General features: G+C 56.6%; 13 protein-coding genes. 9 read left to right on the plus strand and 4 right to left on the minus strand.

All coding sequences use genetic code 11. The features are described from left to right. The first annotated feature begins 36 nt into the window (after window positions 1–36). Window positions 37–1,470, plus strand: coding sequence for a PTS glucose transporter subunit IIBC (ptsG, locus tag K5Y33_RS03500; protein WP_101760828.1), 1,434 nt, complete (start codon window positions 37–39; stop codon window positions 1,468–1,470). A 180-nt stretch (window positions 1,471–1,650) separates the two neighbouring features. Here the strand turns inward: ptsG and K5Y33_RS03505 are convergent, their stop codons facing one another. Both K5Y33_RS03505 and K5Y33_RS03510 read right to left on the minus strand, forming a co-directional pair. Then, window positions 1,651–2,790 carry a glycoside hydrolase family 105 protein gene (locus K5Y33_RS03505; RefSeq protein ID WP_210080517.1) on the minus strand — a complete coding sequence of 380 codons (1,140 nt, stop codon included), beginning with the start codon at window positions 2,788–2,790 and terminating at the stop codon, window positions 1,651–1,653. Continuing rightward, window positions 2,787–4,391, minus strand: a complete 1,605-nt coding sequence (locus tag K5Y33_RS03510; RefSeq protein WP_210080516.1) for an MFS transporter — start codon at window positions 4,389–4,391, stop codon at window positions 2,787–2,789. Before K5Y33_RS03510 ends, K5Y33_RS03505 begins: the two co-directional genes overlap by 4 nt. Before the next feature lie 355 nt (window positions 4,392–4,746). Here K5Y33_RS03510 and hinT point away from each other — a divergent pair, with 355 nt between their 5' ends. The 8 genes from hinT to K5Y33_RS03550 all read left to right on the plus strand — a co-directional run bounded on the left by hinT (window position 4,747) and on the right by K5Y33_RS03550 (window position 10,886). Next, window positions 4,747–5,097 (plus strand): purine nucleoside phosphoramidase, encoded by a 351-nt coding sequence (gene hinT, locus K5Y33_RS03515; protein WP_101760825.1) that lies wholly within the window; start codon window positions 4,747–4,749, stop codon window positions 5,095–5,097. A 17-nt stretch (window positions 5,098–5,114) separates the two neighbouring features. Continuing rightward, window positions 5,115–5,480 (plus strand): YcfL family protein, encoded by a 366-nt coding sequence (locus tag K5Y33_RS03520; RefSeq protein ID WP_110865934.1) that lies wholly within the window; start codon window positions 5,115–5,117, stop codon window positions 5,478–5,480. A 10-nt stretch (window positions 5,481–5,490) separates the two neighbouring features. Then, window positions 5,491–6,087, plus strand: coding sequence for a penicillin-binding protein activator LpoB (gene lpoB, locus K5Y33_RS03525; protein ID WP_222233262.1), 597 nt, complete (start codon window positions 5,491–5,493; stop codon window positions 6,085–6,087). Continuing rightward, window positions 6,074–6,889, plus strand: a complete 816-nt coding sequence (gene thiK / locus K5Y33_RS03530) for a thiamine kinase (protein ID WP_222233263.1) — start codon at window positions 6,074–6,076, stop codon at window positions 6,887–6,889. The genes lpoB and thiK overlap by 14 nt, the downstream gene beginning before the upstream one ends. 15 nt (window positions 6,890–6,904) lie before the next feature. Then, window positions 6,905–7,948 (plus strand): beta-N-acetylhexosaminidase, encoded by a 1,044-nt coding sequence (gene nagZ, locus K5Y33_RS03535; RefSeq protein WP_222233264.1) that lies wholly within the window; start codon window positions 6,905–6,907, stop codon window positions 7,946–7,948. A 39-nt stretch (window positions 7,949–7,987) separates the two neighbouring features. Continuing rightward, a complete protein-coding gene (gene ycfP, locus K5Y33_RS03540; RefSeq protein ID WP_210080512.1) occupies window positions 7,988–8,530 on the plus strand; it encodes an alpha/beta hydrolase YcfP in 543 nt (180 codons plus the stop codon). Window positions 8,531–8,742: 212 nt separating this feature from the next. Beyond that, a complete protein-coding gene (locus K5Y33_RS03545) occupies window positions 8,743–10,047 on the plus strand; it encodes an NAD(P)/FAD-dependent oxidoreductase (RefSeq protein WP_085982480.1) in 1,305 nt (434 codons plus the stop codon). 296 nt (window positions 10,048–10,343) lie between these two features. Continuing rightward, window positions 10,344–10,886 (plus strand): glycine zipper 2TM domain-containing protein, encoded by a 543-nt coding sequence (locus K5Y33_RS03550; protein WP_007885735.1) that lies wholly within the window; start codon window positions 10,344–10,346, stop codon window positions 10,884–10,886. Window positions 10,887–11,066: 180 nt separating this feature from the next. Here K5Y33_RS03550 and mfd read toward each other — a convergent pair whose 3' ends face one another. Then, complete coding sequence (mfd, locus tag K5Y33_RS03555) at window positions 11,067–14,510, minus strand: transcription-repair coupling factor (RefSeq protein ID WP_222233265.1); 3,444 nt, start codon at window positions 14,508–14,510, stop codon at window positions 11,067–11,069. Between the two features lie 104 nt (window positions 14,511–14,614). Next, on the minus strand, window positions 14,615–14,824 hold the full coding sequence (locus tag K5Y33_RS03560) for a hypothetical protein (RefSeq protein ID WP_008103029.1): 210 nt from the start codon (window positions 14,822–14,824) through the stop codon (window positions 14,615–14,617). Window positions 14,825–14,863: the final 39 nt, after the last annotated feature.

A 14,863-nucleotide genomic window follows, 5' to 3' on the forward strand; every position in this document is an offset into this window, starting at 1 on the left:
CTGCGCAAAAAATTGCACTCATACTCAGGAGTTTCTATGTTCAAGAACGCATTTGCGAACCTGCAGAAAGTAGGTAAATCGCTGATGTTGCCGGTATCGGTTCTGCCGATTGCCGGTATTTTGTTAGGTGTTGGTTCTGCAAACTTCAGCTGGCTGCCGGAAGTGGTTTCCCACGTCATGGCCGAAGCGGGTGGTTCGGTATTTGCCAATATGCCGCTGATCTTTGCGATCGGTGTGGCGCTTGGCTTTACCAATAACGACGGCGTTTCCGCGCTGGCGGCCGTGGTTGCCTACGGCATCATGGTGAAAACCATGGCGGTGGTTGCACCGCTGGTGCTGCATATGCCTGCCGGAGAAATTGAGGCTAAGCATCTTGCAGATACCGGTGTGCTCGGCGGAATCATCGCCGGTTCCATCGCGGCGTATATGTTTAACCGCTTCTATCGCATCAAACTGCCTGAGTATCTCGGCTTTTTTGCCGGCAAGCGCTTTGTGCCGATCATCTCCGGTCTGGCGGCGATTTTCACCGGTGTGGTGCTGTCATTCATTTGGCCGCCAATCGGTACGGCGATTCAGGAATTCTCACAGTGGGCAGCCTATCAAAACCCAGTCGTCGCCTTTGGACTGTACGGTCTGATTGAGCGTTCGCTGGTGCCGTTTGGTCTGCACCATATCTGGAACGTCCCTTTCCAGATGCAAATTGGTGAGTTCACCAATGCCGCAGGTCAGGTATTCCACGGTGATATCCCACGTTACATGGCGGGCGACCCAACCGCAGGTAAATTGTCTGGCGGCTTCCTGTTCAAAATGTACGGTTTGCCAGCGGCAGCGATTGCGATTTGGCATACGGCTAAACCAGAAAACCGCGCCAAAGTGGGCGGTATTATGATCTCCGCCGCATTGACCTCGTTCCTGACCGGTATCACCGAGCCAATCGAGTTTGCCTTCATGTTCGTGGCGCCGATTCTGTATGTGATCCACGCGATTCTGGCAGGTCTGGCCTTCCCAATCTGTATTCTGCTGGGGATGCGTGATGGCACCAGCTTCTCACACGGTTTGATCGACTTTATCGTGTTGAGCGGTAACAGCAGCAAAATCTGGTTGTTCCCGATTGTGGGTATCATCTACGGCCTGATTTACTACACCGTATTCCGTTTCCTGATTGTGAAACTGAATCTGAAAACCCCTGGCCGTGAGGAGACCGCGATGGAGCAGAGCAGCGCAACCGGCAGCGAAATGGCGGGTAAACTGGTTACCGCGTTTGGTGGTAAAGAGAACATCACTAACCTTGATGCCTGTATCACGCGTCTGCGTGTCAGCGTGGCGGATGTCGGCAAGGTTGATCAGGCTGAACTGAAAAGCCTCGGCGCACGTGGTGTGGTGGTAGCAGGTTCAGGCGTTCAGGCGATTTTCGGCACCAAGTCCGATAACCTGAAAACCGAAATGGATGATTATATCCGCAGCATGTAACGGAAAAAGGCGGGCAGAGCCGGTGCGATGAAGCGGCGTCAGATCGTAAAGACGCCATAAACCATCCCTGGGGCTCGGCCCAAGCCATCCATGGCTTGGGACGCTTTACTCCTCTGCCGCCGCTTCAACGCACTTCATGTTCGGTGCGTAAAAATGCCCTCAAATGAGGGCATTTTTTATTTATAAATAAACCCGCAAATACTCCGTCAAACACAGCAGCGCCATCGCCTGACCATACGGCATCGAGGTGAGCGGGATTTGGCGGTAATACTCCAGATCGCTGCCCATCGCTGTTCCGAACGACACCTGCTTCAATTCCCCATCCTCATCGATATTGCCGATCACGCCGCGCAACGCTTTCTCCGCCAGCGGCAAATACTCGGGCGAAAGATAATGTTTGCGCACCGCTTTAAGAATGCCATAGGCGAAACCGGCGGTGGCGGAGGCTTCCGGATAACTGTTGGGATCGTCGAGCAAGGTGTGCCACAAACCGCTGCTGTGCTGACAGGCGCTCAGCGCCTTCACCTGACTCTCCAGCACCTGCTGCAGGAAACGCCGCGTGGCGTGCTGTTCCGGCCAGTTCATCATCTCGAGGAAATCAGGAATAACGATAGTCAGCCAGCTGTTGCCGCGCGCCCAACGTGCATTGGCAAAATTGTGCCGTCCCTCAAACGTCCAGCCGTGGAACCACAAACCGGTTTGGCGATCCATTAAGTATTGGGTATGAATCAGGAACTGATAACTGGCTTCTTCGACAAACTCAGGACGATCCAGCAGCTGGCCAATCTTCGCCAGCGCCATCACGCTCATCATCAAGGTGTCATCCCACAGCTGCTGGGTGTTTTCATTGTTGTAGACGATGTGCTGCAAGCCGCCTTGCTCGGTGCGCGGCATCTCATACATCACCCATTCAGCCCAACGCTCCAGTACCGGCCGCCACGCAGCATTTCGCGTCTCTTCATAGCGATACGCCAGCGTCAGGAACGGGCAGACGGTATTCACGTTCTTGGTTGGCGTACCTTCCGCCAGACGCGTGCTGAACCAGTCATCGATAATCTTCAGCGTCGCTTGATCGCCGGTTTGCTGATAATAGTGCAGCATGCCGTACAGGCCGATGCCGTGCGTCCACTCCCAACCGGCCCAGCCTTTGGTATCGATCACGCGGCCATCATCGAGGCGCAGCAAAAACTCGCCGCTGTGATCGGTAATATTCACCAGATTATGGGTTAGCCGCTGAATCAACTGCACCAGCTCAGTACGTGGCAATAGATATTCAGGCTGGCGCAGTAACGCGCTGTGCTTTACAGGAAATACAGTCATGGTTCATTCCTATCGTTAATCAGGGTAGAGAGAGAAGGTAAAGATCGTGGCTGCGTCGGCAGCGGCGGTGCGGCAGGCTTATGACGGTTGAGATACCCGACGTTGTTATTGCCCCACAGATTTTCATACGGCATGCCCGCCAGCATTTCGACCACTTCACGCGCCTGTGGCGAAATACGCTCTGGCACCACGCGTCCGGCTTCGCGCATTTTCAACGTCTCTTCGCGCAGCACGGTGTGGGTTTGCAGATTGAGTTTAAAGCGCAGTGAAATAATGAAGCCGCAGGCCAGCACACAGAGCGTGCCCACGCTGAGGATCGCCAGAATGGTATGGCCGACAGCCGGCACCTGCGTGGCCTGGCCGGAAGAGAAGCCCGCCAGCTGCAACACGATACCGACGAACATCACCGCACCTGCTTGCGAGGCTTTGCGCGTCAGCGTCATGATGCCGGCAAAAATGCCTTCGCGACGTTGGCCGGTAATCACTTCATCGACGTCAGCGATATAGGTGTAAGTATTCCACGGCACATAGTTGATGCCGCCGCGACCAAGACCGGCAAGACCGGAAATCAGTACCAGCAGAGCGAAGTTGTCGTTCATGCCGGTGTACCACAATCCGGCGTAGGAGAGGGCGCTAAGCCCAAACAGCACCACCACCATACGGTATGCGGGCGCAGGCCCAAGGCGGATACACAGCGGAATCATCGCCATCACCGCAATAAACTGCATCACCGCCATGGTGCCCATCAGGTTGGAGGCGATCTGCGCGCTTTGCATCAGCACAAACACCACATACCAGGTGAACACCGCGTTAAACACGTCCTGCGCGATATAGCCGCCGAGATACATGCCCAGATGCTGACGGAAAATACGAATGCGCAGCGTTGAGGCCAGCTCGGTGTAGAGGCGCTTCAGGCTTTGTAGCAAGGTCAGCTGTGATTTTTCCTGCTCGGCGCGGCGCGATTCGGCAGAGAAATCGTCGGGATCGCGTTCCCAGGTAAACAGCCACACCAACGTTAACACCAGCGCACAAATCACCGAGAACACCAGGCTGGCGTAGAAGAAGGAGATCGGATTCTCTTTGCCAAACCAGCCAATCAGTATGCCCGGCAGGAACGCTGCCAGAATGGCCGAAAGCTGCGCCAGACCAATACGCGCGCCAGAGAAGCGGGTTTTCTGTTTGAAATCATCGGTCATTTCCGGTACCAGCGTTTCGTAAGGCACCAGAATCATGGTGTAGACCATATCGAACAGCAGATAAGTCAGCAGATACCACCAAAAACTCATGTCGCCAACCCACATCAGGCTGTAGCTGAACACGCACGGAATGCCGAGCAGGATAAAAAATTTGCGGCGGCCAAAGCGCTTGCCGAGCCAGGTCGAACCGAAGTTATCGGTCAGGAAACCCATCAGCGGGCTCACCACCGCATCCAGTACGCGGGCGGCGGCGAAAATGAAGGTCGCCTGAATCGGCGAGAGCCCACAAAAGGTGGTGTAAAAGTAGAGCAGCCAGGCGGCGGTTAGCGCCGTGGTGCCTGCACCGAGGAAATCCCCGGACCCATAGGCCAGATAATGGCCCAGGCCAATCTTACGAGAGCGCATGGCAGGTTCTCCTTGAATTAGTCGGTAAACACATCCCTCATCACTCCGTACAACTTGCGCGGATTGGATTGAAAGTAGAGCGGCTTAAGCCGGCAAACCTTCGTGATTTCGCAATGACCTGCAGGTGAGTGGCAAAATAACAAAGAAAAAGGCGTGATATCTCTAATTTATAAAACAGCGTTTCATTTTTTTGGTTAAGGAGATGTCAGGAATGCGAGCTGCAGCACATGCGTGGCGAAGGGTTAAATCGGCTTAAAGGCAGCCATTTAATGCAGGAATTGTGGTCCTGAGGTTGAAAGAAATGGAATTCCTCACGCATACTGCCTGACTGAACTCAGGCTTAAGGAAATGCACCATGGCTGAAGAAACCATTTTCAGTAAAATCATCCGTCGCGAGATCCCCGCCGACGTGGTTTATCAGGACGAACTGGTCACCGCCTTCCGTGATATCGCGCCCAAAGCGCCTACCCATATCTTGATCATCCCCAATGTATTGATTCCCACCGCCAACGATGCGCAGCCCGCACACGAGCAGGCGCTGGGCCGGATGATCACCGTAGCCGCCAAAATTGCCCGTGATGAAGGCATTGCCGAAGATGGCTATCGTCTGATCATCAACTGCAACAGCCATGGCGGTCAGGAGGTTTATCACATCCATATGCATTTGGTTGGCGGTCAGCCGCTGGGCCCGATGCTGGCCAGCTAACTCAGGCGGACAACGTGATGCGTCAATGGCTGAGTGGCTTGCTGTTGCTGACCCTTGCAGGTTGCAGCAGCGATAAGCCGATGATTAATACCTCGCAGTCGCTGGTGATGGAATCGGCGGTGTTATCCGCGGGCATTATTACCGATGATCCGAAGTTGACCGAACAAGATGGTCAGCAGCGTGCCATGAGCATGTTGTACAACCAGCGTGAAACGCCGGTGAAAGTGCACTATCGTTTCTATTGGTACGACGACAAAGGATTGGAAATCACGCCGGAAGAGCCGGCGCAAAGCCAAATCGTTCCGGCGCACGGCAGCGTAGAAGTGGCCTCACAAATGGGCAATCCGACCGCCAGTAAGGTGCGTCTCTATCTTTATCTTTGAGGAGTAAGCTGTGATTCGCAGTGTAAAACGTTCGGGCGCGTTGTTATTTGCGCTAATGCTCACCGGTTGTGTGGTGCAACAACAGACGCCGGCACCGGTAGAACCCACGCAGCCGACCACGCCCACTCAGCCGGTTGAACCTACGCCGCAGCCAGTGCCGCCGCCGCAAACCGTGCCGCAGCCACCAAAGCTGAAAACCATTAACTGGGATGCCAGCGTCCAGCCGTTGGTCGGCAAGATGGTGCAATCTTCAGGCGTGAATCCGGGCAGCGTGCTGCTGGTGGATCGCATCAAGAACAGTACTAATGGCGCGCTGCAAACCGACAAAGCCACCGACGCGATTCAGAATGCGCTGGCCAACAACGGGAAGTTCACGCTGATCACCCCAGAACAGCTGGCGCAGGCCAAGCAAACGCTGGGCTTGTCGCCGGATGACAGCCTCAACTCGCGCAGTAAAGCGATTGGCCTGGCGCGCAACGTTAACGCGCAGTATGTGCTCTACAGCAATGCGCAGGGCGATGTGAAATCACCGACGCTGCAAATGCAGCTGATGCTGGTACAAACCGGTGAAATCATCTGGTCAGGAAACGGTATTGCTCAACCCTGATCCACAGCTGCAAAACCTGCTTCAGCAACAATGGCCGACGGCGCAAGCTGCCGGTCATTTTTTCGCGCTGCCGGGACTGAGCGGGCAAAGCGTGCGTGTGCAGATGCCGCAGGGCGAATTGCTGGCGCGACGTGCGCCACCGCAGCCGATCCCATTTGTTGATCGCCAGCGCGAATACCGCATTCTGCAGCAGCTGCGGCATGCACAGCTGGGGCCGCGGCCGCTGGCGTGGCGCCATCCCTGGCTGCTGCAAAGCTGGATGCCGGGCGAGGTGCTCACCTCCGCGCAGTTTAACGCGCAGCGGCAGGCGATTGTGGCGCTGCTGCAGCGTCTGCATCAACAGCCGCTCACCGGCTACCGTTTACGATTAGCGCCGCTGCTACAGCGCTATTGGCAGCTTTGCCGGCAGCGTCACTGGCGCTGGCAGCGTCGTCTGCAACGCTTATTACAGCAGGGCGAACCGCAGCCGCTGCGCCTGGCGCCGCTGCATATGGATGTCCACGCCGGCAACCTGATTGCCACGCCGGAAGGGTTACGCCTGATCGACTGGGAATATGCCGCCGACGGCGATGTGGCGCTGGAGCTGGCGGCGGTGTGTGCGGTTGATGGCGATACGCGTTCTGCGTGGATTGCCGATTACGCCGCGCGCGCGCAACTGGATAAGCCAGCACTGGCGTGCCAGATGCAGCGCTGGCAACCGTGGCTGCAGCTGTTGATGGCCAGCTGGTATCAGCTGCGTGCCGAGCAGAGCCAGGATGACACCTTACTGCAGCTGGCGCAGGCTAGCTGGCACGACCTTTAACTCAGGATTTTAATCATGACCATGAACACACCCGGACCGCTGATGCTCGACGTCGAAAGCTATGAGCTGGACGCCGAAGAACGCGAAATTCTGCAGCATCCGCTGGTGGGCGGACTGATTCTGTTTGCCCGCAACTTCCACGATGTCGAGCAGTTGGCAGAGCTGGTGCGCCAGATTCGCGCGGCATCGCGTCATCGTCTGGTGGTGGCGGTGGATCAGGAAGGCGGTCGCGTGCAGCGTTTCCGCGACGGCTTCACGCAGCTGCCGGCGATGCAATCCTTCGCCGCGCTGCACGATCTCAATAGCGCGGGTGAACTGGCGCAGCAGGCGGGCTGGCAGATGGCGTCGGAAATGATCGCCATGGACATCGACATCAGTTTCGCGCCGGTGCTCGATATTGGCCACATCAGCGCGGCGATCGGCGATCGTTCATTCCATGAAGATCCGGCCATCGCCCTGCAGGTCGCGCGACGTTTTATCAACGGCATGCATGAAGCTGGCATGAAAACCACCGGCAAACACTTCCCCGGTCACGGTGCGGTCAGTGCCGATTCGCACAAAGAGACGCCGCGCGACAACCGCGATGCCGCCACGCTGCGTCAGCATGACATGGCGATCTTTAAGCAGTTGATTGACGAGCAGCTTCTCGATGCGGTGATGCCGGCGCACGTTATCTATACTGAGGTGGATCCGTTGCCCGCCAGCGGTTCGCCGTACTGGCTGCAAACCGTTTTACGCCAGGAGCTCAGCTTCAACGGCGTAATTTTCTCCGACGATCTGTCGATGGAAGGTGCCGCCGTGATGGGCAGCTACGCCGAACGCGCACAGCAGTCGCTGAATGCCGGTTGCGATATGATCCTGGTGTGCAATCAGCGCGCGGGCGCGGTGAGCGTGCTGGATAACTTGACGCCGATCGGGGCAGAGCGCGTAACGCAGTTATACCATCAAGGGCGTTTTACCCGTCAAAGCCTGCTGGCAAGCGAGCGCTGGCGGCAAAATCAGCGTCAGTTAAGCGCGTTGCAAGAGCGCTGGCTGGCGCACAAAGCCTCGGGCAGATAAGCGTCACTGCCCGGATTTCATTCCACGCTGAGGAAAATCATGATCATCTATTTGCACGGTTTTGATTCCAACAGTCCGGGCAACCATGAAAAGGTGCTGCAGCTGCAGTTTATTGACCCGGACGTCAGATTAGTCAGCTACAGCACCCGCCATCCCAAACACGACATGCAGTTTCTGCTGAAAGAGTGCGACAAGCTGCTGCAACAGGGCGACGATGCGCATCCGCTGATTTGCGGGGTTGGGCTGGGCGGTTATTGGGCCGAACGCATTGGCTTCCTGTGCGGCATGCGTCAGGTGATCTTCAATCCAAATCTGTTCCCGTTTGAGAACATGGAAGGCAAAATCGATCGCCCGGAAGAGTATCTTGATATTGCCACCAAGTGCGTCAACGATTTCCGCGAAAAGAACCGCGAAAAGTGTCTGGCGATTCTCTCTCGTCAGGACGAAGCGCTGGATAACCAGCGCAGCGCGACGTACCTGCAGCCGTTCTATGAAATCATCTGGGATGACGCAGCCAGCCACAAATTCAAGAACATCGCGCCGCATTTGCAGCGCATCAAAACCTTCAAACTCCTCGCCTGATCGTCCGCGCGCCGTGTGATGCGGCGCATAAAATGTGTAACATTCTGATAATGCAGCTGAAAGATTGATGTACATCAATTTTCTTATGTGATGTCTCTGACGCCGTGATATTCTGCCCTCAGCTCGCGATTTAATGTCGCCAACCCTATGTTTATTAAGGTTTTTATTAACCATTAATTAACTATTGGTTTACAACTTTGAGGGGGTCTTTGTTGACTACATCTATGGAAAAAATCGTTATCATCGGCGGTGGTGCTGGCGGCTTAGAGCTGGCAACGCAGCTCGGTCACAAGCTGGGACGCAAGAAGAAAGCCGAGATCATCCTGGTCGATCGTAACCACAGTCATCTATGGAAACCGCTGCTGCATGAAGTGGCAACCGGTTCGATGGACGAAGGGATTGATGCGCTGAGCTATCTGGCGCACGCGCGTAATCACGGTTTCCAGTTCCAGCTGGGATCGCTGACGCAAATCAATCGTGAAAACAAAACCCTTGAGCTGGCCGAAATCCGCGATGCGGAAGGCGCACTGTTAGTGCCGCAGCGTGAGCTGGCCTACGATCGCCTGGTCATCGCGCTTGGCAGCACCTCAAATGACTTCGGCACGCCGGGCGTAAAAGATCACTGCATCTTCCTCGACAACCCGCATCAGGCGCGTCGTTTCCATAACGAAATGCTCAACCTGTTCCTGCGTTTCTCGGCCAGCGAAGGCAGCCTGGAAAAAGTCAACATCGCCATTGTCGGCGGCGGCGCCACCGGCGTGGAACTCTCCGCGGAGCTGTATAACGCGGTGAAACAGCTGCACAGCTACGGCTATAAAGGCCTGGATAGCAGCTCGCTGAACGTTACGCTGGTGGAAGCCGGTGAACGCATTCTGCCTGCGCTGCCACCGCGCATCTCGGCGGCGGCGCATCAGGAACTGACCAAACTTGGCGTGCGCGTGTTGACGCAAACCATGGTCACCAGCGCCACCGAAAACGGCTTGAATACCAAAGGCGGCGAATTCATCGACGCCGATCTGATGGTGTGGGCGGCGGGTATCAAAGCGCCAGACTTCCTGAAAGAGATTGGCGGATTGGAAACCAACCGCATCAATCAGCTGGTGGTGAAAGAGACGCTGCAAACCACGCTGGATGACGACATCTACGCGATTGGCGATTGCGCCTCCTGCGCGCTGCCGGGTGGCGGATTTGTTCCGCCGCGCGCGCAGTCAGCGCATCAAATGGCGTCGCGCGCGCTGGAGAACATCCTTGCACAGCGTAAAGACAAACCGTTGAAAGCCTATGTTTATAAAGATCACGGTTCGCTGGTGTCGCTGTCGCGCTTCAGCACCGTCGGCAGTTTGATGGGTAACCTGATGCGCGGATCGATGATGGTGGAAGGGCGCATTGCGCGTTTTGTCTACATCTCTCTATATCGTATGCACCAGATTGCGCTCCACGGATACTTCAAGACCGGTCTTATGATGCTGGTCGGCAGTCTTAACCGCGTCCTGCGTCCGCGTCTCAAGCTGCACTGATGATTTTCGGGCGGTGAATGCCGCCCTACGCCACACCAGCTGCCGTAACCCGCTGAAAACTGCACGTTCAGCTTAAGGTTACGGCACTATTTCACCCGATCTCGGAACTCTCCTAAAAGCTGGCCCTGATGGGTTTCCGCTGCGTTTCCTCCATTAATCTGATGTTGCAATTACGGTCCATCTGTAAAACTTATCACCAACAAACACGGCGCGGCGCGCACGCCGGTTATGCCTCGGTTACCCAGGATTGGGTAGCGGCAGGAATGCGCGGTAACAACCTTCAGGAGGATATTCCTGTGAATAAATCAATGTTAGCGGGTATCGGTATCGGCGTGGCAGCAGCGTTAGGTGTTGCCGCAGTCGCCAGCATGGATGTTTTCGATCGCGGCCCGCAGTTTGCACAAGTTCTGTCGGCGACGCCGATTAAAGAGAGCATCAAGCAGCCGCGACAGGAGTGTCGCAATGTGACGCTGACCCATCGTCGTGCGGTCCAGGATGAGAATCGCATTGCCGGTTCGGTGCTGGGCGCGGTAGCCGGCGGCGTGTTGGGCCATCAGTTTGGTGGTGGACGCGGACGCGATGTGGCTACGGTAGCGGGCGCGTTAGCTGGCGGTTACGGTGGTAATCAGGTGCAGGGTGCGCTGCAGGATCGCGACACGTACACCACCAACGAGCAGCGTTGCAAAACGGTATATGACAAACAGGAAAAAATGCTGGGTTATGACGTGACCTATAAAATAGGCGACCAGCAGGGCAAAATCCGCATGGAAAACGACCCTGGTACCCGCATTCCGCTCGACCGTAATGGTCAGCTGATCCTGAATTCAAATCAGGCCTAATTGGGCAAAGATGCATCACAGCAGCAGTAACGAAAAAAGCGCCGCAAGGCGCTTTTTTTATGTGTGAGATCCTCAACGCGCACGGATTCGTGGCGGCGCAATTTGTTGCGCATCATCAATGGCGCACGGAGTCAAAGGCGCGCGATGAATCGCGCCGCTACGATTCCATGCGGATATCCACTAAACCCGGTTTTTCGCCAGCTCGCTGACAAATCCCTGCACCCACTCCATACGGATTTTCCGGTCCGCCATATCGCGGGTGAACTTCAATCGCGTTGGGCCATCCAGCTTCCATTGCTGAGGATCTTTCTGCAGCAGGCCAATCAGCCAGCCCGGATCAACCTGATTCTGCGGCGCAAACTCGAAAAATCCGCCTTTGTCGCTGGCTTCAATCTTACGAATCCCCAACTCGCGCGCCACTAAACGCAGCCCGGCAACATCCAGCAGATTACGCGCTGCATCCGGCAGCTTGCCGAAGCGGTCAATCATCTCAACCTTCAGTTCCGCCAGATCCTGCTCATCGGCGGCGCTGGCCACGCGCTTGTAGAGCGACAAGCGAGTATTCACATCCGGGATAAAATCATCTGGCAGCAGGGCAGGCATACGCAGTTCAATTTCGGTTTGATTGCTGGTGAGATCTTCCAGCGACGGCTCGCGGCCCGCCTTCAGCGCATCGACCGCGTTCTCCAGCAGTTCCATATACAGCGTGAAGCCGATGGTTTCCATCTGGCCGCTCTGATCTTCGCCGAGCAGCTCACCCGCGCCGCGAATCTCCAGATCGTGGGTTGCCAGCGCAAAACCGGCGCCAAGATCTTCCAACGACGCGATAGCTTCCAGACGTTTTTGCGCATCAGTGGTCATCGCTTTTGGATGCGGCGTCAGCAGCCACGCATAGGCCTGATGGTGCGAACGTCCCACGCGGCCACGCAGCTGATGCAGCTGCGCCAGACCAAAGTGATCGGCGCGTTCGATGATAATGGTGTTGGCGCTGGGTACGTCGATACCGGTTTCGATGATGGTGGTACACACCAGCACGTTAAAGCGCTGATGGTGGAAATCATTCATCACCCGCTCGAGATCGCGTTCGCGCATCTGACCGTGACCAATGGCAATGCGCGCTTCCGGCACCAGATCGGCCAATCGCTGCGCCGCTTTCTCGATGTTCTCTACGTCATTGTAGAGATAGTAAACCTGGCCGCCGCGCAGCACTTCACGCAGGATTGCCTCGCGCACCACCAGGCTGTCGTACTCACGCACAAAGGTTTTCACCGCCATACGTCGTGCCGGTGGCGTGGCAATAATCGACAGATCGCGCATGCCGCTCATCGCCATATTCAGGGTGCGCGGAATCGGCGTGGCGGTGAGCGTCAGGATATCGACATCGGCGCGCATCGCCTTGATCCGCTCTTTATGACGCACGCCAAAGCGGTGCTCTTCATCGACAATCAGCAGGCCGAGATCGTGCCACTTCAGGTCGTTCGACAGCAGCTTATGGGTGCCAATCAGAATATCGACTTTGCCCTCGCGCGCCTGTTCCAGCACCTGACTCTGCTCTTTGGCGGTGCGGAAGCGCGACAGCATCTCAATGCGCACCGGCCAGTTAGCGAAACGATCGCGGAAGTTGTCGTAATGCTGTTGCGCCAGCAGCGTGGTGGGCACCAGCACCGCGACCTGTTTGGCGTTCTCAACCGCCAGAAACGCAGCGCGCATCGCCACTTCGGTTTTACCAAAGCCGACGTCGCCGCACACCAGACGATCCATCGCCAGCGGCTGACACATGTCGCTCAGCACCGCGTTGATCGCCTGGCCTTGATCCGGCGTGGTTTCAAACGGGAAGCCTTCGCAGAACAGCTGATACTGATCGCGGTCGTGCTTAAAGGCAAAGCCGGTTTTGGCTGCGCGCTGAGCATAAATATCCAGCAGCTCCGCCGCCACGTCGCGCACTTTCTCAGCGGCTTTCTGCCGCGCGCGTGACCAGGCATCGCTGCCAAGTTTATGCAGCGGCGCGTTTTCATCCGCGCCACCGGCATAGCGGCTAATCAGATGCAGTGATGAAACCGGCACGTACAGCTTGGCGTCGCCCGCATAGGAGAGCATCAGATATTCAGCGACGATGCCGCCGGCTTCCAGCGTGGTCAGGCCGATATAACGCCCCACGCCGTGCTCCAGATGCACCACCGGCTGGCCGGGATGCAGCTCGGCGAGGTTGCGGATCAGCACATCAGGATTGATGGTGCGGCGATTATCCTGGCGACGACGACTGACGCGCTCGCCAAGCAGATCGCTTTCGCAAATCAACGCCAGCTGGCGTTGCGTATCGATAAAGCCGCGCTCGCTGGCGCCAATCATCAGGCTAAGCGGCTGATTGGCGGCCTGATCAAAGTGATCGATAGCCTGTGGACGCAGTTTAATGCGCGCCAACAGCTCTTGCAGGCTTTCACGCCGGCCTTCACTCTCAACCGAGAAAATCACCTGACCGCTGAATTGTTCAAGGAACTGACGCAGCAGATCGAGTGGCGCTTTGGCCTGCGCCTGCACCGTCAATTCCGGCAGCGGCTGATAACCGAGATTGGTATTCGCTGCTTTTTCCGGCAGCGTCTCGCTGCTTAACTGCATGCGCGGCCAGGCTTTCAGTTCGCTCATCAGCGTGTCGGGACGCAGCCACAGCGTGACCGGCTCCAGCAGCGGGCGCATCGGATCGATACGGCGATTCTCAAAGCGCGCGTTGGCGTCAAGCCAGAAGCGCTCGGCGCTGGCCAGCAAATCGCCGCTGTTGAGCAGCAGCGTATTGGCGGGCAGATAGCTGAACAGCGTCGGCAACGCCTGCTCAAAGAACAGCGGCTGCCAGTATTCGATACCGGCGGGCAGCGTGCCTTTGCTCACCTGCTGATAGACATGCTCCGGCTCGCGCCGTACGTCAAAGGTTTCGCGCCAGCGGCTGCGGAACAGCTCGATGGCGGCTTTATCCGTGGGGAATTCATGCGCCGGCAACAGGTTGATGGCGTTGACCGCCTCCAGCGTGCGCTGCGTATCGACATCAAACAGGCGCAGGCTGTCGATCTCATCGTCAAAGAAGTCGATGCGATAAGGTTGGTCGCTGCCCATCGGGAACAGATCGAGCAGCGCACCGCGCGTGGCGTATTCACCGTGCTCCATCACCTGATCGACGTGGCGATAACCGGCCTGCTCCAGCTGATCGCGCAGCGCATCGCGCGACAGCTTTTGCCCTTGCTGCATCACCAGCGCATGGCCGTGCAGGAAGCTGTGCGGACATACGCGCTGCATCAGCGTGTTGACCGGCATAATCAGCATACCGCGCGTTAAGTTGGGCAGTTGATACAGCGTGGAGAGGCGAGCTGAGATGATGTCCTGATGCGGCGAGAAGCTGTCGTAGGGCAGCGTTTCCCAGTCAGCGAGATGGGTGACCGGCAGATCGGTGAACTGGCGAATCTCCTCCTGCAGACGCAGGGCAGATTGCATATCCGGGGTAATCATCAACACCGGACCGCTGTGGCGTTCGGTGATGCTGGCGCACTCAAGCGCTTGTGCGGCGCCGACGAGCTTACCGAGCTGGCGATGGTCGCCGGCTTTGACTGGCAGGGTATAACGACTCTGTTCCGACATGGGATCTCGACATTCTCTCCTTGGATTACAGGGCGTCATCATTCCATAATCCGCCCTGAGGATCATCTGTCGTAGTGCGATTTCTCAAACTTTTGCCGGTTGAGCTACTTACTCGATTGCTGTGTGTAGTGCATACGTGGACGATCAACATTGGCCCAGGACAACTCTTTCTCCAGATGGTAGCTGTGGTTGCCGTCGTCCCACTTCACGTAATAGCCGGTTGGCGCATCTCCCTGTTCAAAAACGTTGACGATCTCGCCTTTAATTTCACCCGATTTATGCTTAACAATGCTGCTTTTGGGGAACTTGAACATGGTGTACTCCTCGTCGCCTACGGTAATTCACCTTTAAGT

Origin of the sequence: Pantoea sp. DY-17 (assembly GCF_019795975.1) — a bacterium.
GTDB classification, from domain to species: Bacteria; Pseudomonadota; Gammaproteobacteria; order Enterobacterales; family Enterobacteriaceae; genus Pantoea; species Pantoea leporis.